This window comes from Allorhizobium paknamense (genome assembly GCF_030815125.1).
GTDB lineage: Bacteria > Pseudomonadota > Alphaproteobacteria > Rhizobiales > Rhizobiaceae > Allorhizobium > Allorhizobium paknamense.
This window is the reverse complement of the sequence record NZ_JAUSWH010000001.1, coordinates 487,209-508,099: the sequence shown is the minus strand read 5'-3', so window position 1 is coordinate 508,099 and position 20,891 is coordinate 487,209. Positions and strand designations below refer to the sequence as shown.

Genomic DNA, 20,891 nt, shown 5'->3' with positions numbered 1-20,891 from the left:
ACAAGGGGGCAGTCAATATTATTCGGCATCCAGATAGCGGCGCTCATAGCGCAGGCCAAGGCCGGTCAGCAATTCATAGCCGATGGTGCCCGCCGCCCGCGCCACATCGTCCACCGGCATGTTGGTTCCGAAAAGCTCGATATAATCACCTGCCTGAATGGCATCCGGGGGCAGATCGGTGACATCGAAAATCGTCATGTCCATGGTGATACGGCCAACGATCGGCACCTTGTGCCCGGCAATGAAGCCCTGGGCGCCGGCAAGGCCGGTCTGGCGCAAGGCCACGCCATGCCCGGAAAGATTGCGCAGATAGCCATCCGCGTAACCGGCGGCGACGATAGCAAGGCGGCTGTCGCGGGACAGCGCGTGGCTTGCGCCATAGCTTACCACCTGTCCCTTTTTCGCCTCGCGGATTTGCAGGATGCGTGCCTCTGCCGTCACCACCGGGCGCATGGGGTTTGCCACCCCTTTGACCGCTTCGCCGCCATAAAGGGCAATGCCTGGGCGGGTAAGGTCGAAGTGATAATCGCTGCCGAGAAAGGTGCCAGCCGAGGCGGCAAGGCTTGATTCAATCCCTTCAAAAGCGGCGCTAAGGCTGCGAAAAGCCTCCAATTGCTGCCGGTTCATCGGTGAGGCCGGGTCGTCGGCGCAGGCAAGGTGGCTCAGCACCAACACCGGCGAGAAGCTGGCGGGCCGAGAGACATCCTCTGCCAGATGCAGCGCCTCTTCCAGCGGCAGGCCGAGCCGGTTGAAGCCGGTATCGACATGCAGCGCGCAGGGGTGGTCGCCATGCTCGGAGACCGTCGCCATCCAGAAGGCAAGCTGTTCTTCCGAGGCGATGACCGGCACGAGGTCATGCTCGAAGAACAGGTGTTCCGTGCCCGGCCAGACGCCGGACAGCACGAAGATGCGCGCCTCCGGCGCATGCGGGCGCAGCGTCACGCCTTCTTCCGGCACAGCCACGAAGAAATCCCGTGCACCGGCATGGTAGAGCGTCTGGCCCGCATCCTCGATGCCGACCCCGTAAGCATCGGCCTTGACCACGGATGCGGCCCGCGCTTTGCCCGAGCGCCGCGCCATGTCGCGCCAGTTATCCGCCAGCGCACCGAGATCGATGGTCAGTCTCAGCGGCGCGCTGGAAAACGCATCGTCGGGATCGGGAATGTCGGGATCGGGAAGGAAGAAGGAATCGGTCATGAGGGCCTGCCGGATGATTTTTGGCAAACCTATCACTTTTCGACAAGACGAACATGGCGGTGCAGCATAAAGTGGCGTCATGTCCACCGTTTCGAACCCGGAATCCGAAGCTTATGCTGCGCCACGCCGTGAAGAATGCGTGCGCTTCTGGCGCGACACGCGGCTGGGCGGGCTGGAATGCATGTCTGCCCACTTCGTCACCCATCGGTTTTCCCCGCATGCGCATGAAAGCTTCGGCATCGGCGCCATGGAGGAGGGGCGGAAGGTGGCGACCATTCGCGGCGTGACCGAACATTCCGGTCCCGGCGATCTCTACCTCATCAATCCCGAAGCCATGCATGATGGCGGACCGGATGGCGGCGCCTATCGCTACCGGATGATCTATCCGGATACGGCCATGATGATGCGGCTGATCGAGGAGCTGACCGGCAGGCCGGTCAGCGGAACGCCGTTCTTTCCCCGTCAGAAGCTGACCGATCCGGCGCTGGCGGAAGCATTTCTTTCTGCCCATCAGCGTCTGGAGGCCGGTGGCGGCAGGCTGGAGGCCGAAGAGGTTATCTTGCGGCTGCTGGCAGCTATTCTGGGTCGGCATGCCGGTGCGCCGTTGCAGCTCGACAAAAGCCTGTGCAGCCGGGCGGCGGAAACCGCCAGGGATTATCTCGAAGCCCATTTTGCCGAGGATATCAGCCTCGACCGGCTGGCGGCGCTGGGTGGGATCAGCCGGGCGCATCTCATCCGCAGTTTTCGCAAGCTGTTTCATATCACGCCGCATGCCTACCAGACGCATTTACGCATCCGTCAGGCCAAGGCCCTGCTGCGTCAGGGGGAAAGGCTGGCGGAGGCGGGGTTTGCCTGCGGCTTTTCCGATCAGGCGCATTTCACCCGCGCCTTCAAGGCGCTCAGCGGCATGACGCCCGGGCTTTACCGGGCGGCTGCGGGATAATACGAACAGTCATTGAAAATGGCAGTTCGTATTCCCCTTTTTGAATATCTCAAGCCCTTGATGCATTTGAGATATTCGAAATTCTTTCAAGGCGAGGATGCGTGAGCATCTTCGCCTTGGTATAAGCGCGCTTCGGATCAGTGCCCGACAGGTGCTGCGGCCATGCGCCTTTCCAGATATTTGGCGGTGCGGGACAGCGGATAGCAGATGACGAAATAGAGCAGCGCCACCAGACCATAGACGGTGAAAGGCTGATAGGTGGCATTGGTGACGATGGTGCCCGCCTTGGAGAGTTCCACAAAGCCGATGATCGAGGTGAGCGCCGTGCCCTTCACCACCTGCACCGAAAACCCGGCTGTCGGCGCAATGGCAATCCGCAGCGCCTGCGGCAGAATGATCAGCCGCATCTGCTGGCTATAGGTGAGCGCCAGGCTTTTTCCGGCTTCCCACTGGCCCTTCGGCACGGCCTCCACGCAGCCGCGCCAGATTTCCGCCAGGAAGGCGGCGGTCCACAGCGTCAGCGCGACGCCCGCCGCAAGCCAGGCCGGAACGTCGATGCCGAACAGGCCCAGTCCGAAGAAGGCGATGAAGAGCTGCATCAGCAGCGGCGTGCCCTGAAAGAATTCGATGATACAGCGCGCCACCATCCTTGCGGTCCAGGCGGCGGAAATGCGCAGCATCAAAAGCGCAAGCCCCACCAGGCCGCCGCAGATAAAGGAGACGAGGGACAAGAGCAGCGTCCAGCGGGTGGCGAGCAGCAGGTTGCGGGCAATATCCCAAAGCGTGAACTGGATCATCGTGTCGACACCTGCGGAAAGAGGCGCTTGCCGATCATCGCCAGAAGCTGGCGCAGCAGAATGGCGAGCAGCAGATAGGTGAGTGTGGAGACCAGATAGGCCTCGAAGGCGCGGAAGGTGCGGGACTGGATGAAATTGGCAGCATAGCTCAGATCTTCCGCCGCGATCTGCGACACCACCGCCGAACCCAGCATGACGATGACCAGTTGCGAGGACAGCGCGGGCCAGATGCGTTGCAGCGACGGCACCAGAATGATCAGCCGGAAGGTTTGCATGGGTTTGAGCGCCAGCGCCGCCCCGGCCTCGAATTGGCCTTTCGGCGTGGCCTCGATCCCGGCGCGGATGATTTCGCAGCTATAGGCGCCGAGATTGATGATCATCGCCAGATTGGCTGCCTCCATTTCCGTCAGCTTGAAGCCCGCCGATGGCAGACCGAAGAAAATGAAGAAAAGCTGGATCATGAAGGGCGTGTTGCGGATCAGCTCCACATAGAGCGCAACCGGCGCGCCGGCCCATTTCGGCCCCAGTGCCCGGCACCAGGCGCAGACTACGCCAAGCGCCACGCCAAACACGCCGCCGATGGCGATCAGCTCGATGGTGACGCCGATGCCCTTGAGAATGATCGGATAATACTCAAGAAGCCAGCCGAATTGAAAGACATAATGCATGACGTGCAACCTTGCTGCGCCTCCCCGCCGGATCTCCTGCGGGGAGGCGGGCTGGAAGTAGAGCACGTCTTGTGAACACCGGTTCACCGGACGTGCTCTAAGTTTTGTTTTTACGCATTTCCGGACGGAAAACCGCGACTACACTTTTCCTGGAAATGCTTTATTACAGCTTTTCCGGCAGCGGCATGGCCAGCCACTTTTCCGAAATCTTGTTCAGAGAGCCATCGGCAATGGCGCCCTTGATGATCTCGTTGACCTTGCCCTTCAGCGCGGCTTCATTCTGGTTGAGGCCGATATAGCAGGGCGAGTTCTTGATCAGGAATTTCGGCTCCGGCTTCTTGGGCGGGTTCTTGGCGACGATGGCGGCGGCCACGACATTGCCGGTGGCGATCACTTCGACCTGGCCGGACAGGAAGGCGGAGATGGTGCCGTTATTGTCCTCATAGCGCTTGATGGTGGCATCGGCAGGAGCGATCTTCGTCAGTTCCAGATCCTCGATGGCGCCGCGCGTCACGCCGACCGTCTTGCCGGAAAGACCGGCGGCATCTTTGATGGCGACATCTGCGGGGGCGAAGACACCATTATAGAAAGGCGCATAGGCATCGGTGAAATCGATGACCTTTTCACGCTCGGCATTCTTGCCGAGGCTGGAAATGACCAGATCGACCTTGTTGGTCTGGAGATAGGGAATGCGGTTGGCGCTGCTCACCGGCACCAGTTCCACCTTCACCTTCAGCTTTTCGCCGATCAGGTTGGCCATGTCGATGTCATAGCCGGAGGGCTGCATATCCGGGCCGACACTGCCGAAGGGCGGAAAATCCTGCGGCACGGCCACGCGGATCGTGCCGCGCGCGGTGATATCGGCCAGCGCATCGGCATGGGCCGCACCGGTAAAGCCGATCATGGTGGTGAAGAGAGAGGCGGCAAGAAGCATGCGCCGGGAAAATGTCATGGCATTATCCTTTTCTAAGCTGAAGCGTGGTCCGGGTGGTGGGGATGGGGGCGCCGGGCACCGGTTTGTCCGGTGTCCGGGATGGCAGGGAAAGCGATTGCCGAAGATCGGCGAGCGGATCGCGGGTGAGCGTCAGGTCCAGCCCGGTTTCCACCTCGTCCAGATGCTGAACGGCCAGGGCGGCGGCGGCGGAAAAATCGTCGCGCTCGATGGCCTCGGCAATCCGGCAATGGCCTTCATGGGATTCGATGGCGTGAAACTCCGACTGGTACAGCATTGAAATCAGAATTGTGCGCGCCGTCAGGTTCTGCAGAATGTGGGTGAGGATGGGGTTGCCCGCCAACTCGGCGATGCGGATGTGGAAATCACCCATCAGAAACGTGAGCGTCTGCCGGTCACCTTCGGCAATGGCGGCCTTCTCTTCGGCAAGGTGATCGCGCAGCACCTGCTTTTGCGGCTCCGTCAGCGGCTTCATGGTGTTGAGAAGCCCGACCTCGACGATGCGTCGCGCCGCGTAGACCTGCATCGCCTCCGTGGTGGAAGGCTCATGCACATACCAGCCGCGCTTGGGGCTGACATGCACGATGCCGCGTGCCTCAAGCCGCATCATCGCCTCGCGCACACGGGTGCGGGAAACGGAAAAGAGCTCTGCCAGCTGGCTTTCGCCCAGCCGCGCGCCGGGCTTGATGCGCGCCGACAGGATCGCATTCAGGATCGCGCTGTCGATGCTGTCGGGAGGTTGGCCGGTTCGTGTCTTTTTATCTTGCATACAAGATTGGTAAGCAATCGCCGTGCCAAGTGGTTCTGGATGCCGAAATCACTGAAATTCAATGGCGGGTTGCAATCTTGCTGCTGGCTTCTGCCTAAATGTGCGGCGCTGACCTCAGCAAATGCCGCGCGGACAGGCATATAAAAACCCGCGCATATGTCGATGCGCGGGTTGAAAAATCGAATAATGCAAGTGCGGATCACGGCTCTTCGTATTGAATGAAGCTCGGGTCGGCGAGGTCGGCGAAGCGGGTGAATTCGGCCTGGAAGGCGAGCTTCACCGTGCCGGTCGGTCCGTGACGCTGCTTGGCGATGATGACATCCGCCGTGCCCTTGACCTTTTCCATCTGCGCTTCCCATTCCGCATATTTCGGATCGGCCGGATCGCGCGGTTCGGCGTTCTTCACGTAATATTCTTCACGGAATACGAAGAGCACCACGTCGGCGTCCTGCTCGATGGAGCCCGATTCGCGAAGGTCGGAAAGTTGCGGGCGCTTGTCATCGCGGCTTTCCACCTGACGGGAGAGCTGCGAGAGCGCGATGATCGGAACGTTCAACTCCTTGCCCAGCGCCTTAAGCCCCGTGGTGATTTCCGTGATTTCCTGCACACGGTTTTCGCCGGATTTTTTCGAGCCGGTCATCAGCTGTACGTAGTCGACCACCAGGCAATCGAGGCCGCGCTGGCGCTTGAGGCGGCGGGCGCGGGCCGCCAGCTGGGCGATGGAGATACCACCCGTCTGGTCGATGAACAGCGGCACCTTCTGCATGGTCTGGGAGAAGCCCACCAGCTTTTCGAATTCATGTTCGGTAATGTCACCGCGGCGGATTTTCGAGGACGACACCTCGGTCTGCTCCGACATGATACGGGTGGCGAGCTGTTCGGACGACATTTCCAGCGAGTAGAAGCCGACGACGCCGCCATTCCTGGCCTTGAAGGAGCCATCCGGCATGACCTCCGGCTCATAGGAGGCGGCGATGTTCCAGGCGATATTGGTGGCAAGCGAGGTTTTACCCATGCCCGGACGTCCGGCCAGAATGATCAAGTCGGAGCGCTGCAAGCCGCCCATCTTGTTGTCCAGCGAGACGATGCCGGTGGAAATGCCGGAGAGATTGCCATCGCGTTCGAAGGCAGCCCCCGCCATGTCCACCGCCAGCGCCACGGCATCGTTGAAGGACTGGAAGCCGCCGTCATACCGGCCATTTTCCGCCAGATCGAACAGGCGGCGTTCCGTGTCTTCGATCTGCGCCTGCGGCGGCATGTCCAGCGGCGCATCATAGGCGATGTTCACCATGTCCTCGCCGATCTGGATCAGCGCGCGCCGCAAAGCGAGGTCGTAGATAGCGCGGCCATAATCCTCGGCATTGATGATCGACACGGCTTCGGCGGCAAGGCGCGCCAGATATTGCGCAACGGTCAGTTCGCCCACTTTTTCATCGGAGGGCAGGAAGGTCTTGATGGTGACGGGGTTGGCCGTCTTGCCCATGCGGATAATGTCGCCCGCCACCTCGAAGATCTTGCGGTGCAGCGCTTCATGAAAATGCGGCGGCTTCAGAAAGTCCGAGACGCGGTAATAGGCATCGTTGTTCACCAGAATCGCGCCGAGGAGGGCCTGTTCAGCCTCGATATTGTTCGGCGCTTCCCGGTAATGCGGTTCGGCCGATGGAGCAGGGCCGAGCCTGCGCGCAGCGTCGTTCATGGTCGTCTTTCCATTTCGTCAGATGAGGGGCCATCTTACCCCAGGCGGCGGGCGGATAAATGCCGGCTGGTGATTCACACAGTGATTCACAGGCGCCTGCAGAAAGTACCGCCTCCGCGCCGATTCCGGTTGACTGTAACATCCCCGCGAATCAACGGGTATTATAAAGCAATGCATAAAAAAACGCCCGGCGAACCGGGCGTTTTCCTTCTCGCCTTACGGCCGAGGCTTATTCTTCGTCGCCGTCGCGGTCTGCATCCGGATCGAAGAAGTCTTCCGGACGAAGAGCGTCTTCGTCAACGCCGTAGATGGCGTCGGCGGAGGTGAGGCTTTCGCCCTTGGCCTGGCGCTCGGCTTCTTCAGCGGAACGGGCAACGTTGATTTCAACGGCGATTTCGACTTCGGCATGCAGGTGCATGGTGACCTTGTGCAGGCCGATGGTCTTGATCGGCTGGTTCAGCTCAACCTGGTTGCGGGCAATGGTGAAGCCTTCGGCGCCCAGTGCGTCCACGATGTCGCGGGCAGCAACGGAGCCGTAGAGCTGGCCGGTTTCGCCAGCGGCGCGAACCATGATGAAGGATTTGCCGTCCAGAACGTCGGCAACCTTCTGGGCTTCCGACTTGCGCTCGAGGTTGCGGGCTTCCAGCGTAGCGCGTTCGGCTTCGAAGCGCTTCTTGTTGGCGTCGTTGGCGCGCAGCGCCTTGCCGAGCGGCAGCAGGTAGTTACGGGCAAAGCCGTCGCGAACCTTGACGGTTTCACCCATCTGGCCGAGCTTGGCGATGCGTTCGAGAAGAATGACTTCCATTGTCGTTTCCTTTCAGTTCAAGTGCTTGTTTCGGGACCGTCAGCGACAGCCCCTATGCGGTGTTGCCGTCATTGTTGTCGCTCGCCCTCGGTGGCGTGAGGGCAACCGTCCGCCTGGTATCGATGAGGCCGAGAATCATGATGAAGAGAGCCGGCAGCGCCATGGCTGCGGCCATATAGGCCAGAATCAGCGCCGGAAGACGCCAGTCGCGGCCCCGGGTTCTCTGGTGGATCGAGGCAAAACCGGCCAGCAGGAAGCCCGCGCCGAAGGTGCCGCAGATCGTTGCTCCGATCAGCGCCGGAATGCCGCCAACAAAGCAGGCGATGATGCCGATCAGGAAGATGAAGGGGGTATTGCGGTTCATCCGCAGCGCCGACGGCAGGTCTTCGCGCGGGCGCAGACCCTGGCCCGAGGCACTGACGATGCGGGTGGCGATGTAATAGGCCGCAAACAAAAGCAGCACCCACATGCCACCTTGCGCGATCGGCAGGGTCAGCAGCAGGCTGGACTTGACGCTGCCGATGTTTTGCACCGGAAACGGCGTGCCCTGCTCGGCCATCGCCTGCTGCAGCCCATCCACCAGTGCCCCGACAAAGGCGGCGTTATAGCCCATCATCGCGCCCATGAAGATCAGGCTGATGGTGACCAACGCGCACAGATGCATCAGAATATCCGAGAGCGGATACCAGGCGAGAAGATTGTCAGGCCCGCCGATTTCCTGGGCCGGGCGCGCCAGATTGGCAAGATGGCTCAGCCAGCCTGCTGGAAGCAGGGTGGACATGAAAACGGAGAGCGCAAAGAGCGGCGAAACCAGGATCGCGCCCGCAATGGCTGCCGTGACGATTGCAACGATGGCGGTGAAATTGCCCCAGCGCAGGCCGACGATCAGCACGGGCAGGGCGGAAGCGGCGAAGAAAAGCGCCGAAAAGGAAAGCTGCACCGTTGCCGCCATGACCAGAAACACGGCGGTGATCCCGGCCAGAATGCCGGTCAGCAGCAATTTTCCATTCAAAGTCTTCACGTCGCTGTCCTGCTCTCAGGCAGTTAGAAAAGGCCGGTCTGGCGCTTCTCAACATAGGTTTGGAAAATTCCGATCCGCGCCCACCGCGAAAGGGAAACACCTCCGGCGGAACCGGAGGTGTAAAGTCTCATATTAAGCGACCACGTAGGGCAGCAGGCCCAGGAAGCGGGCGCGCTTGATGGCGCGAGCCAGTTCACGCTGCTTCTTCTGCGAAACGGCGGTGATGCGCGAAGGCACGATCTTGCCGCGTTCGGAGATGTAGCGCTGCAGCAGACGCACGTCCTTGTAATCGATCTTCGGAGCGTTGGCGCCGGAGAAGGGGCAGGTCTTGCGACGGCGATGGAAAGGACGGCGAACCGGGGAAGAAGATACGTCAGCCATTGTCAAATCTCCTTATGCACGGTCTTCGCGCGGACGGCGCGGACGGTCGCCAAAGCCTTCACGGGCCGGACGGTCGCCATCGCGGCGCGGACGGTCGTCGCGGTCGCGCTTCTGCATCATGGCAGACGGGCCTTCTTCGTGGGCTTCCACGGCGATGGTCATATAACGAAGAACGTCTTCGTTGATGCGCATCTGACGCTCGATTTCGTGGATGGCGGCTGCCGGAGCATCGATATCCATGAGAGCGTAATGAGCCTTGCGGTTCTTCTTGATGCGGTAGGTGAGGGACTTGAGGCCCCAGTTTTCTACGCGCCCGACTTTGCCGCCGAAGGATTCGATAACGCCCTTGTACTGTTCTACGAGGGCATCGACCTGCTGTGCGGACATATCCTGCCGGGCAAGGAATACATGTTCATAAAGAGCCATGGTGGTCTTGCCTTTCTTGCGGTTGTCTCACCCGGAACGGCGCTAAGCCTCAACGACTGCTCCTGATCGGCGATGCCGAGGCAAGAAAAGCGTTTGAACGAGACGGTCGAGAGCGGAGACACGGGAGGCCGGAACCCTTATGGTTCCTGCGGTTCCAAAAATGGAACCGGCCCTCCGTTCAGCCACCAGCCGAAGGACCGGGTGTTGCGAACAGCGCGCTTATACGCATTTTCGCGCCAAAGGCAAGGGTAGGGAGGCGGAATTACAGAATTCGCAGCACCGTATTGCCATTGTCCTCGCCAAAGGCGAAAGCGGGGGCAGAGCCCGTGGCGGCATCGCCTTCCAGCGACAGCGTTATTCTGTCTTCCGAGTTCTTGAAGGTGATGGTGAGGCGATCCTTTGAGGCGCTCACCGTCATATCGCTTGCCGTATATCCGCTGAAGCGCAGCAGAAGCGGCCCATCGGTCGTCACCTTGTCCTTGCCGTCGCCTGCGGCAAAGGTCAGCTCGGCGGTGCTGTCTGTTCCGGTCTGGTGGATGTCGATCGTGTCGTCACCCGTGCCGCCGCTGGCAAAAATACGGCTGCCTTCCAGATAGAGGGTATCGTTGCCGCTGCCGCCATCAATGCCGATCAGGGCCGAGCCGGAGGCCTTGATGGTATCATTGCCATCGCCACCGGCGATGGTCATCAACAGCTTGCCGAGCAGTTGCACATCATCGTCGCCCGAGCCCGCATCGAGACCGGTGATCGCACTGGCCTCGGCCTTGACGCTGTCATTGCCGTCTCCGGTAGAGATATTGGCCATCAGGCCGGTCTTCACCGCCAGACTGTCATCGCCGCCGCCGGTTTCGACATTATACAATGCGCGGCCTGTCAGCGTCAGGTTTTCATCCCCTTCCGTGCCGGAGACGCCGGTGACATAGCCCAGGCTCTCATTCACATCCGCGCCGTCCTGGCTTTCGCCATCGGCAAGGCTGAGAATTTCGATGATGCGGGCCAGCGCCCGCTGTCCGGCATCGCTGCGCGTTGAGGCGGTTCCGGTTGCTGGAAAGGAGGTGGCCAGGGAGGAGGGGGCGGGGGAACGGGAAAACAGCGCCGAGACATAGAGCGCCGCATTGGGATCGCGATAGAAGCTGTTGATGCTGGTCATGTCCCACTCTTGTTCCAACAGATATTAATTTAGGACTATCTGCTGAAATTGCCGCCGAGGCCAGCGATGGATGGGAACGGGGTAAGCGACAGGTTAAAGAAGCCGATCCTTGACCGCTTTGCGCAGCGCTTCGGGAACGAGGTTTTCACTCACCTCCACGCTGCGCTCACCAAACCGTTCCGGCCAGGTGATGCGGTAGCGGAACCCGTCCATGGAGCGGGTGGCAAGCGGATTTCCCTCGAAAAAGGTTTCGATGAGCGACCGTTCGGCATCGTCCAACTGCTCGGCGGCATAGACGCCGCAGCATTTCAGCTTGGCGCCTGCGCCGCCAAAGCCTGCAAATCCGCCGAGTTTTTCCAGATGCAGATCGCCCATCGCTATCCGTCTTCGGGGTTAGAGCATAATCCGACCGGAGTGAAACGAGGACGATCAAGATTATGCTTCAAAAATAAATCACGGTCATGAGGTTTCGGCGTCTGCCGGGGTTACGCCGACATCGCGCCAGGCTTTGTCAACGGCTGCCCGGACCGCTTGTTCCCCACCGAACAGCGCATCCGTGGCGCTCAGTGTCGCACCCGCGAACTGCGCCATGGTCATGTCCGGCTGGGTGCCGTTTTCCGTCATGGCATGATACCAGATCGGCCCGGCCTTGTCCCAGCTTTTTCCGCCGAGCGCCATGGCGGCCTTGTAGAAGGCGAGATTGGGAATGCCGCTCGATTCATGCGGATCCATACCATCGCGATACTGGCGAAAATGGCTGACCTGACCACCCATGGCGTGCGCAGCTTCGGGATCGGCCATGTCGCGCAGGCACGTATATTTGGCTTTGGCGGCAGGTCCCAGAATTTCATTGCCGATCAGCCAGTCGGCCTCCGTCACCGTTTCCTGGCGCAGCCATTGCTTGAAGATGGTGCCGAAGACGTCGGACAGGCTCTCGTTCAGGCCGCCCGCCTGATTTTCGTAATTGAGCCCGAGCGTGTATTGCGTCACGCCATGGGTCAATTCGTGGCCCACCACATCCGTGCCGCGGCAGAAGGCCACGAAGATCTGGCCATCGCCGTCGCCATAGGCCATCTGCGTGCCGTTCCAGAAGGCGTTGTTGTATTCCTCGCCATAATGAATGGAAGATAGAATGGTCATGCCATTGCCGTTGATGGAATTGCGGTCAAAAATCTCTCTGAAGAAGCGCGCCACACCCGAGGTGGTTTCAAAGGTAGTGCGGGCATCGGCATCGCGGGAGGAGGCCGGATCGGCAATCTGGACGCCGGGCAAGGTCATGCTGTGATTACAATCATAGACCGGAATCGACGGTTCCCGCGCCACCGTCACGGAAAAGGCGTGAAAGGCCTGCTTGGCCAGGGTCAGCTCCCGTGCGCTATCGCGAAAGCGGCGGATTTGCTGGTCCAGATTGAGCGTCTCGCTCAGCCGGTTGCGGGCGTCTTCCGGCAGGTCTGGATCCTCAGCGAGTGCAATCAACACTTTTTCAGGAACGATGCGGCACATCTGGCACATGAAACACTCCCTTGGATATGGACGATGTGGAAAATCTAAAATTCAATCTGGGGTTTATGGGTGTTTCAATGCGGGATTGCGGCAAGAGTTCCGTGTCAGGCAAACCATTACAGCGCCGTGCGTTTTATCAAACGCACAAAGGACGCTGTAACACTTTAAATCTGCTGCATAATTCCTTAAATCGATTCCGATTTAAGGAATTATGCAGTAGAAAAAATAAAGGGACCGGCATGGGAATGCCGGTCCCTTTGTCGTCTTGTGTGATCCGGTGCTGTCAGATCGCCATCGGATATTGCCGATGGATGCGTGCAATACCGGCCAGCACCTCGTCGGAAAGCGTAAGCTGTGCTGCACCGATATTGATCTTCAGCTGCTCCATGGACGTCGCGCCGATAATCACCGATCCCATGAAGGGCCGCGTCAGGCAGAAGGCGAGCGCCATTTGCGAAGGGTCGATATCATGGGCCTTGGCCAGCTCCACATAGGCGCGGGTGGCGGGTTCCTGGTGTTCGGTCAGCCGTCCGCCGAGATCGCCATTGATGGAGCCGCGCGAACCGGCGGGCTTGACGCCGCCCAGATATTTTCCGCTCAGCAGGCCTGCCGCCAGCGGCGAATATGCCAGCAGCGAGACGTTCTCATGGTGGGAAAGCTCCGCCAGATCGAGATCATAGCTGCGGTAGAGCAGGTTATATTCGTTCTGGATGGTGGCAACGCGCGGCAGCCCGTGCTTTTCCGCCAGCGTCAGGAATTGCTGCGTGCCCCAGCAGGTCTCGTTGGAAAGGCCGATGGCGCGGATCTTGCCGGCCTTGACGCAGGCGTCGAGGGCTTCCAGCTTCTCCAGCATTTCGGCATGCACCCTCTCCGTCACCTGGTTGGACGGATCGTAATTCCAGGCGGCCCGGAAATGATAATGACCGCGATTGGGCCAGTGGATCTGGTAGAGGTCGATATAATCCGTCTTCAATCGCGTCAGGCTGGCGTCCACCGCTTCGCGAATGGTCTTGCCGTTGATCGGCGCGCCCCCGCGAATATAGGGTCGACCGGCACCCGCAACCTTGGTGGCGAGGATCACATCCTTGCGCTTGCCGGTTTTGGCAAACCAGTTGCCGATCAGCTTTTCCGTATCGGTATAGGTGTCGGCCGAGAGCGGCGTGGTGGGGTAAAGTTCGGCGGTGTCGAAGAAATTGACGCCTTCGGAAAGGGCGTAATCCATTTGCTCGAAGGCTTCCGCCTCGCTGTTCTGGCTGCCCCATGTCATGGTGCCGAGGCAGATTTCCGAGACCGAGAGATCGGTACGGCCGAGTGTCCTGTATTTCATGCTGTCATCTCTATGGGCTTTGATGCGCTTGGGAGGCGCCGGGAGGATCGCGGAGCAATGTAGCCCGAAAATGACACACGGCAAGGCCATATAAACCATATAAACCCCGGATACTGTGTGGGGAGGCCTGTGCTAAGGGATGGGTCACGGGTTGACTCTCGAAGACAGTTTGTGAATTGGAGTGGGGAAAAGACAAGGGAGTACCCCAATGGGTGTGGCATTTACATTTCCGGGCCAGGGCAGCCAGGTCGTCGGAATGGGCAAGGATCTGGCGGAGGCCTTTCCGGAGGCGCGCGCCGTCTTTGATGAAGTGGACGAAGCGCTGGGTGAAAAGCTCTCCGCCGTCATGTTCGACGGACCGGCCGAGACGCTGACGCTGACCGCCAATGCGCAGCCGGCGCTGATGGCCGTTTCGATTGCGGTGCTCAGGGTCATGGAAGCGCGCGGCTTTTCGCTGAAGAACAAGGTCTCCTACGTGGCAGGCCATTCGCTCGGCGAATATTCGGCGCTCTGTGCCGCCGGAACCTTCAGCCTGGCCGATACGGCGCGGCTGCTGCGCATTCGTGGCAATGCCATGCAGGCTGCCGTGCCGGTGGGTGCTGGCGCCATGGCCGCCATCATCGGGCTGGAGCATCCCGATGTCGAGGCTGTGTGTTCAGAGGCCACCGCTTTCGGCGCCGTGCAGATCGCCAATGACAATGGCGGCGGGCAGCTGGTGATTTCCGGCGAAAAGGCGGCTGTGGAAAAAGCAGCGGCGCTGGCCAGCGAAAAGGGCGCAAAGCGCGCCATCATGCTGCCGGTATCCGCGCCCTTCCATTCGAGCCTCATGGGCCCGGCGGCGGATGCCATGCGCGAGGCCATTGCTGCCGTCGAGATGAAGGCGCCGGTGGTGCCGTTGATTGCCAATGTGCGGGCAGCCCCCGTCAGCGATCCGGCGGAGATTGCCCGGCTGCTGGTGGAGCAGGTCACCGGGCAGGTGCGCTGGCGCGAAACGGTGGAATGGTTTGGCCATAACGGCGTTTCTGTGCTGTACGAGATCGGCTCCGGCAAGGTGCTGACCGGGCTCGTGCGGCGCATCGACAAGAACCTGACGGGTACGGCGGTCAATGCGCCGGCGGATATCGAGGCAGCGCTGACGGCGCTCTTGGCTTGAACAGGACAGCAACGAGGAAAGACACATGTTCGATTTGACCGGCCGCAAGGCTTTGGTGACCGGCGCTTCCGGCGGCATCGGCGAGGAAATCGCCCGGGTGCTGCATGCGCAGGGTGCGACCGTCGGCCTGCATGGCACGCGGGTGGAAAAGCTGGAGGCGCTCGCCACCGAACTTGGCGAGCGCGTCAAGATCTTCCCCGCCAACCTCTCCAGCCGCGATGAGGTGAAGGCGCTGGGCCAGAAGGCCGAGGCCGAGCTGGAAGGTGTGGATATTCTCGTCAACAATGCCGGCATCACCAAGGACGGCCTGTTCGTGCGCATGTCGGATGCCGACTGGGATGCCGTGCTGGAGGTCAACCTCTCCTCCGTCTTCCTGCTGACGCGGGAACTGACGCATCCGATGATGCGCCGCCGCTATGGCCGCATCATCAACATTACCTCCATCGTCGGCGTGACGGGCAATCCGGGGCAGACCAATTACTGCGCCTCCAAGGCGGGCATGATCGGTTTTTCCAAGTCGCTCGCCCAGGAAATCGCGCCGCGCAACGTCACGGTCAACTGCGTGGCGCCGGGCTTTATCGAAAGCGCGATGACCGGCAAGCTGAACGACAAGCAGAAAGAATCCATTATGGGGGTCATCCCCATGAAGCGGATGGGAACCGGCGCGGAAATCGCGTCCGCCGTTCTCTACCTCGCATCCTCGGAAGCCAGCTATGTCACAGGGCAGACCCTGCATGTGAATGGCGGCATGGCGATGATCTGAACCGGTTTTCAGGCGCCTTGCCCGGGCAGGTTCCGGGTGGGCGGTCTGAAAGGGAAGACCCGTTGCGCCTTCGGCCCGACACGTCGGGAGAAAGCGCATCGGGGCCAGATCCGAGGTCGGGTGAACCCGGCCCCAATGGTGAAGGTATGCCGGGAAAGCCTCCATTTTCGGGCTTTGCGGCGAACTTAAACCATGTTAAGCGGGCGAGGACTGTGAGCAGTCGTCCCGGAAGCGGCAGGCCTCGCCTGCCCGTGAGCACGGAACGAACGTGTGAAGAGCGGGTTCAACGGGAAATGCCGGCTTGGGTATCATGCCCCTGCCGGCGCAAGACAGGGTGGGGATGCCATTACGGCTCCCTCGTGAAGAAGAGGTCGAGGAAACCGACATGAGCGATATCGCAGAACGCGTAAAGAAAATTGTTGTTGATCATTTGGGCGTTGAAGCCGACAAGGTTGTTGAAGGTGCCAGCTTCATCGACGATCTGGGCGCGGACTCGCTCGACACCGTTGAGCTCGTAATGGCGTTCGAAGAAGAATTCGGCGTTGAAATTCCGGACGATGCCGCTGACTCCATCCTGACGGTCGGCGACGCCGTCAAGTTCATCGAGAAGGCCCAGGCCTGATTGGTGGCAACAGCCATGCTGAAGGAGCCGGCTACTGCGCAATGTCTTGAATCGACATCGATTTAAGACAGCATTCCGCGGCGGATCCGATGTGTTATAGCATTCTGCGCTCTTGAAAGCGCAGAATGCTGTATACCGCTCCCGAAAGGCCGCTTGCGTGGCCTTTTTTATTTGACCTTCCAAGGCTTTCGGAACCGTCGTTCCAACGTTCTGGAAGAGGCGCTGAGGCGCGCATTCAGGCAGACCACGACCGAATAAGGATTTCGGACATCCGGCAGAGCCGCCGTGGCAGTGGTGCTGTGCATAGTTTTCAACGCGCATCCTTTCCGAAAACGCTTCACACTTCGGGATGCGCTCTAGCGAGTGGGGTGAACAGGCGCATGAGACGTGTCGTTATCACGGGAACCGGCATGGTTTCTCCTCTGGGGTGCGGAACGGAGATCACCTGGCAACGGCTGTTGGCTGGCCAGAGTGCGGCCCGCAAGGTCACCGAATTCGAGGTCGAGGATCTCCCGGCGAAGATCGCCTGCCGCATTCCGGTGGGCGATGGGACGGACGGCACCTTCAATGCCGATGACTGGATGGAGCCGAAGGAACAGCGCAAGGTCGATCCCTTCATCGTCTACGCCGTTGCCGCCGCCGATATGGCGCTGGCCGATGCCGGCTGGAAGCCCGAAAACGATGAAGACCAGTGCGCCACCGGCGTCTTGATCGGCTCCGGCATTGGCGGCATCGAAGGCATTGTCGAGGCGGGTTACACGCTGCGCGACAAGGGCCCGCGCCGCATTTCGCCCTTCTTCATTCCCGGTCGCCTGATCAACCTGGCTTCCGGCCATGTTTCGATCAAGCACAAGCTGCGCGGCCCAAATCACTCCGTGGTCACGGCCTGCTCCACCGGTGCCCATGCCATTGGCGACGCGGCGCGGCTCATTGCGCTCGGCGATGCCGATGTGATGGTGGCGGGCGGCGCCGAATCGCCGATCAGCCGCATTTCGCTGGCCGGTTTCGCAGCCTGCAAGGCGCTGTCCACCGATTACAATGATGAGCCGCAGCGCGCATCGCGTCCCTATGACCGCGACCGTGACGGCTTCGTCATGGGCGAAGGCGCTGGCATCGTCATTCTGGAAGAGCTGGAACATGCCAAGGCGCGTGGCGCCAAGATCATTGCGGAAGTGGTGGGTTACGGTCTCTCCGGCGATGCCTTCCACATCACCGCCCCCTCGGAAGATGGCGAGGGCGCTTACCGCTGCATGGTTGCCGCGCTGAAGCGCGCCGGGATTTCGGCGGATGAGATCGATTACATCAACGCGCATGGTACTTCCACCATGGCCGACACGATCGAACTCGGTGCCGTGGAACGTCTGGTCGGCGATGCCGCCCCGAAGATCTCCATGTCCTCCACCAAGTCGGCCATCGGCCATCTTCTGGGCGCTGCCGGCGCCGTGGAAGCGATCTTCTCCGCGCTCACCATCCGCGACGGCATGCTGCCGCCGACGCTGAATCTCGACAATCCCGATGTGGAAACGCGGATCGATCTGGTGCCTTACAAGGCGAAGAAAAAGGAAGTGCGCATCGCGCTTTCCAATTCCTTCGGCTTCGGCGGCACCAATGCGTCGCTGGTGCTGCGCCGCTACGAGGGCTGAAAAGCCTCGGTAAGAGAAATACGTGGCAAGGCGGTACCTTCGGGTGCCGCCTTTCGTGTTTAAGCAAGCGCCTGCCCATCACCTATTTGGCGAGGTTCTAACGGCATAATCGGCTTTTGCCGTACCGTTCATCCCCGTTTTGCCGTATTGCTTGCCCAAAAGCGGCGGGTTCGAATCGAAGAGGAGTGCCGGTGAACAACAGCATGGATCACGAGACCGCATCGACGAACGGCTCTTCCGGGGCCTCTGCCAAGGCATCGCCGCTGCCGAAATCTGCATCCGAGGCGCTGCGCCCGGAGCGGGTGCCGCAGCCGCCGAAGCGCTCGCGGCGCGCCCGCAGCCAGTTGATCGTTTTCCTGAATTTCGTGATGACGATGATGGTGTTTGCCGCCCTCGTCGCGGTTGCCGGTTTCTATTATGTCGTCTCCGCTTTCCAGGCGCCCGGACCTCTCTCCACCAATGCAAATTTCGTGGTGCGCAGCGGCTCCGGCCTCTCTGAAATTTCCAGCAATCTCGAACGCAACGGCATGATCAGCGACAGCCGGATCTTCCGCTATATGAGCGCCACCTATCTGAAGGACGGCGATACGCTGAAGGCCGGTGAATACGAGATCAAGGCCGGGGCTTCGATGAAGGACATTCTGGAGCTGCTGCGTTCCGGCAAGTCCATTCTTTATTCCGTCACCCTGCCGGAAGGCCTGACGGTGAAGCAGATGTTCGACCGGCTGAATTCCGATCCGGTTCTGGAAGGGGAATTGCCCGCCGAACTGCCGCCCGAGGGCAGCCTGCGGCCCGATACCTATAAATTCTCCAGGGGAACGCGGCGCACGGAAATCCTTGCGCAAATGCGGGAAGGCCAGCAGAAGCTGGTGGATCAGCTGTGGGAGCGCCGTGCGCCGGACCTGACGCTGAAGACCAAGCAGGAATTCCTGATCCTGGCTTCCATCGTCGAGAAGGAAACCGGCAAGGATGACGAGCGCGCCCATGTCGCCTCCGTCTTCCTGAACCGTCTGCAAAAGGGTATGCGCCTGCAATCCGATCCGACCATCGTCTACGGTCTGTTTGGTGGCGAGGGCAAGCCCTCGGACCGTCCCATCTATCAATCCGATCTGCAGAAGCAGACGCCCTACAACACCTATGTGATCAAGGGCCTGCCGCCGGGACCGATTTCCAATCCGGGACGGGCGGCGCTGGAAGCAGTGGCCAATCCCTGGCGCACCAGCGATCTCTATTTCGTGGCCGATGGCACCGGCGGGCACGTGTTTGCGGCAACGCTGGAGGAGCATAATGCCAATGTGCGCCGCTGGCGGCGGCTGGAGGCGGAAAAGGGCGCCGATCCCGCGACGGCTGTCGATGGCCAGCCCGAGGCCGATCCGGCCACTGTTCCGAAACCGGCCAAACGCAACTGAGCACAAAGCCGCTCTGACGTGTATTGATACTTGTCGTCCGAGGCAGGAGGTCGTAAAGCCAGTTTGGACCATTTACGGAAACTGGGAAGCCGAATGCATCTTCAATCCATGACCGGCTTTGCCCGTAGCGAGGGCACGACTGGCCGCTGCCGCTGGGCTTGGGAATTGCGATCCGTGAATGGCAAGGGCCTCGACATCCGGCTGCGGCTGCCGCAGGGGCTGGAGGCTTTGGAAAGCGATATCAGAGCCATTGTCGGCAGCCATTTGACGCGCGGCAATCTCCAGGTCAGCCTGACGGTCAATACGCTTGAGAACCGCATGGAAGCGGTGGTCAACGAGGATGCGCTGGCCGCCGTGCTGGCGTTGCGCGACCGGCTCGGGCCGCAGGTGGTGTCGCCCGCGCCGCTGACGCTGGATACGCTCATCAGCATTCGCGGCCTGGTGGATTTCCGGGAGGCTGAGGAAGACCAGGCCACGATTGCCGCCCGTCATGCCGCTCTTCTCGAAGGCCTGCGCACGGGCGTGGAAGCGCTGGCCGCCATGCGCGAGCGCGAAGGCGAGGCGCTTTCCACCATCTTGCTGACCCATGTGACACGGATTGAAGAACTGGCGCTGGCGGTGGAGGCCGATCCCTCCCGCAGCGCGGAGGAAATCGTTCATCGTCTGGAAGCACAGCTTGCCGCCCTTCTTTCGGCAGCGCCAACGCTGGACAAGGACCGGCTGCATGCGGAAGCCGCACTTCTGGCCACCAAGGCCGATCTGCGTGAGGAGATCGACCGGCTGAAGGCGCATGTCGCCGCAGCCCGGGAGCTTTTGGCCGCCGGTGGTCCGGTGGGACGCAAGCTTGATTTTCTCGCCCAGGAATTTAATCGGGAATCCAATACGATCTGCTCAAAATCCAACGCCGCTGCCGTCACGGCGGCTGGCATCGAACTGAAAGTCGTCATCGACCAGTTCCGTGAGCAGGTGCAAAATCTGGAGTAGCGCATGAGCACGGTCGCCTCGACTTCCGTTACCATAGCCCGCCGGGGGCTGATGCTGGTGATTTCTTCGCCGTCCGGCGCGGGCAAATCCACGATTGCGCGCACGCTGCTGGAGCGGGACAAGCACATCGGCCTCTCCGTCAGCGTCACGACCCGCCCGCGCCGCCCCAGCGAGATCGAAGGCGTGCATTACCATTTCATTTCCCAGCGCGAATTCGAACGGTTACGGGAGTCGGATTCGCTGCTCGAATGGGCGCAGGTTCACGGCAATTTCTACGGCACGCCGCGTGAGCCGGTGGATGCCGCCATGGCCGAGGGCCGTGACATGCTCTTCGACATCGACTGGCAGGGCGCCCAACAACTACAGGAAAAGATGCCGGCGGATGTTGTCTCCATCTTCATCCTGCCGCCCACGATGCGCGAGCTGCAATCGCGTCTGCACCGTCGTGCCGAGGATACCGAAGAGGTGATCCAGACCCGGCTGAAAAATTCCCGGGCGGAAATCGAGCACTGGCGCGAATATGACTATGTCATCGTCAATGACGATCTGAACACCGCCTTCAATGCCGTGCAATCCATCGTGCAGGCCGAGCGCCTGCGCCGCGATCGCCGTCACGGTCTCTTCGATTTCGTGACGACGCTGGTGACGGAAGATCCGTTTACCGAGTAATCTCCTGGACGTC

22 protein-coding genes are annotated in these 20,891 nt (G+C 60.7%); 8 read left to right on the top strand and 14 right to left on the bottom strand.

The window, feature by feature from the left end:
• Positions 1–18: 18 nt before the first annotated feature.
• Positions 19–1,197, bottom strand: a complete 1,179-nt coding sequence (gene alr, locus QO005_RS02430) for an alanine racemase (RefSeq protein ID WP_307156357.1) — start codon at positions 1,195–1,197, stop codon at positions 19–21.
• 79 nt (positions 1,198–1,276) lie between these two features.
• Here alr and QO005_RS02425 point away from each other — a divergent pair, with 79 nt between their 5' ends.
• Positions 1,277–2,140, top strand: coding sequence for a helix-turn-helix transcriptional regulator (locus QO005_RS02425; protein ID WP_307156356.1), 864 nt, complete (start codon positions 1,277–1,279; stop codon positions 2,138–2,140).
• 137 nt (positions 2,141–2,277) lie between these two features.
• Here the strand turns inward: QO005_RS02425 and QO005_RS02420 are convergent, their stop codons facing one another.
• The 13 genes from QO005_RS02420 to QO005_RS02360 form a co-directional block, all read right to left on the bottom strand.
• Positions 2,278–2,937 (bottom strand): amino acid ABC transporter permease, encoded by a 660-nt coding sequence (locus QO005_RS02420; protein ID WP_307156355.1) that lies wholly within the window; start codon positions 2,935–2,937, stop codon positions 2,278–2,280.
• A complete protein-coding gene (locus tag QO005_RS02415) occupies positions 2,934–3,605 on the bottom strand; it encodes an amino acid ABC transporter permease (protein WP_307156354.1) in 672 nt (223 codons plus the stop codon). The genes QO005_RS02420 and QO005_RS02415 overlap by 4 nt, the downstream gene beginning before the upstream one ends.
• A gap of 163 nt (positions 3,606–3,768) precedes the next feature.
• Positions 3,769–4,557 carry a transporter substrate-binding domain-containing protein gene (locus QO005_RS02410; RefSeq protein WP_370877984.1) on the bottom strand — a complete coding sequence of 263 codons (789 nt, stop codon included), beginning with the start codon at positions 4,555–4,557 and terminating at the stop codon, positions 3,769–3,771.
• A gap of 4 nt (positions 4,558–4,561) precedes the next feature.
• Positions 4,562–5,326, bottom strand: a complete 765-nt coding sequence (locus QO005_RS02405) for a GntR family transcriptional regulator (RefSeq protein ID WP_307156353.1) — start codon at positions 5,324–5,326, stop codon at positions 4,562–4,564.
• Between the two features lie 199 nt (positions 5,327–5,525).
• A complete protein-coding gene (locus QO005_RS02400; RefSeq protein ID WP_307156352.1) occupies positions 5,526–7,022 on the bottom strand; it encodes a replicative DNA helicase in 1,497 nt (498 codons plus the stop codon).
• Between the two features lie 229 nt (positions 7,023–7,251).
• Complete coding sequence (rplI, locus tag QO005_RS02395) at positions 7,252–7,827, bottom strand: 50S ribosomal protein L9 (protein WP_307156351.1); 576 nt, start codon at positions 7,825–7,827, stop codon at positions 7,252–7,254.
• A 52-nt stretch (positions 7,828–7,879) separates the two neighbouring features.
• Positions 7,880–8,848: a DUF2232 domain-containing protein gene (locus QO005_RS02390; RefSeq protein WP_307156350.1), complete on the bottom strand. Its 969-nt coding sequence runs from the start codon at positions 8,846–8,848 to the stop codon at positions 7,880–7,882.
• Positions 8,849–8,980: 132 nt separating this feature from the next.
• Positions 8,981–9,229 (bottom strand): 30S ribosomal protein S18, encoded by a 249-nt coding sequence (gene rpsR / locus QO005_RS02385; RefSeq protein ID WP_307156349.1) that lies wholly within the window; start codon positions 9,227–9,229, stop codon positions 8,981–8,983.
• Between the two features lie 12 nt (positions 9,230–9,241).
• Positions 9,242–9,655: a 30S ribosomal protein S6 gene (gene rpsF / locus QO005_RS02380; RefSeq protein WP_027486072.1), complete on the bottom strand. Its 414-nt coding sequence runs from the start codon at positions 9,653–9,655 to the stop codon at positions 9,242–9,244.
• 262 nt (positions 9,656–9,917) lie between these two features.
• The gene (locus QO005_RS02375; RefSeq protein WP_307156348.1) at positions 9,918–10,805 is read right to left on the bottom strand and encodes an RTX toxin; all 888 of its coding nucleotides are present in this window, start codon (positions 10,803–10,805) and stop codon (positions 9,918–9,920) included.
• Between the two features lie 93 nt (positions 10,806–10,898).
• A complete protein-coding gene (locus QO005_RS02370) occupies positions 10,899–11,180 on the bottom strand; it encodes a protealysin inhibitor emfourin (RefSeq protein WP_307156347.1) in 282 nt (93 codons plus the stop codon).
• An 84-nt stretch (positions 11,181–11,264) separates the two neighbouring features.
• Positions 11,265–12,317, bottom strand: coding sequence for a M4 family metallopeptidase (locus tag QO005_RS02365; protein ID WP_307156346.1), 1,053 nt, complete (start codon positions 12,315–12,317; stop codon positions 11,265–11,267).
• 274 nt (positions 12,318–12,591) lie between these two features.
• Positions 12,592–13,635, bottom strand: coding sequence for an aldo/keto reductase (locus QO005_RS02360; RefSeq protein WP_307156345.1), 1,044 nt, complete (start codon positions 13,633–13,635; stop codon positions 12,592–12,594).
• A 208-nt stretch (positions 13,636–13,843) separates the two neighbouring features.
• Between QO005_RS02360 and fabD the strand changes: the two genes are divergently transcribed.
• The 7 genes from fabD (at position 13,844) to gmk (ending at position 20,878) form a co-directional block, all read left to right on the top strand.
• A complete protein-coding gene (fabD, locus tag QO005_RS02355) occupies positions 13,844–14,788 on the top strand; it encodes an ACP S-malonyltransferase (protein ID WP_307156344.1) in 945 nt (314 codons plus the stop codon).
• A gap of 25 nt (positions 14,789–14,813) precedes the next feature.
• Positions 14,814–15,551 carry a 3-oxoacyl-[acyl-carrier-protein] reductase gene (gene fabG / locus QO005_RS02350; protein ID WP_307156343.1) on the top strand — a complete coding sequence of 246 codons (738 nt, stop codon included), beginning with the start codon at positions 14,814–14,816 and terminating at the stop codon, positions 15,549–15,551.
• A gap of 385 nt (positions 15,552–15,936) precedes the next feature.
• Entirely contained in the window at positions 15,937–16,173 is a 237-nt protein-coding gene (locus QO005_RS02345; protein WP_027486077.1) for an acyl carrier protein, read from the top strand.
• A 380-nt stretch (positions 16,174–16,553) separates the two neighbouring features.
• Positions 16,554–17,816, top strand: a complete 1,263-nt coding sequence (gene fabF, locus QO005_RS02340; RefSeq protein WP_307156342.1) for a beta-ketoacyl-ACP synthase II — start codon at positions 16,554–16,556, stop codon at positions 17,814–17,816.
• 203 nt (positions 17,817–18,019) lie between these two features.
• Entirely contained in the window at positions 18,020–19,225 is a 1,206-nt protein-coding gene (gene mltG / locus QO005_RS02335) for an endolytic transglycosylase MltG (protein WP_307156585.1), read from the top strand.
• Positions 19,226–19,318: 93 nt separating this feature from the next.
• On the top strand, positions 19,319–20,209 hold the full coding sequence (locus tag QO005_RS02330) for a YicC/YloC family endoribonuclease (RefSeq protein ID WP_307156341.1): 891 nt from the start codon (positions 19,319–19,321) through the stop codon (positions 20,207–20,209).
• A 3-nt stretch (positions 20,210–20,212) separates the two neighbouring features.
• Complete coding sequence (gmk, locus tag QO005_RS02325) at positions 20,213–20,878, top strand: guanylate kinase (protein WP_307156340.1); 666 nt, start codon at positions 20,213–20,215, stop codon at positions 20,876–20,878.
• The last annotated feature ends 13 nt before the right edge of the window (positions 20,879–20,891 follow it).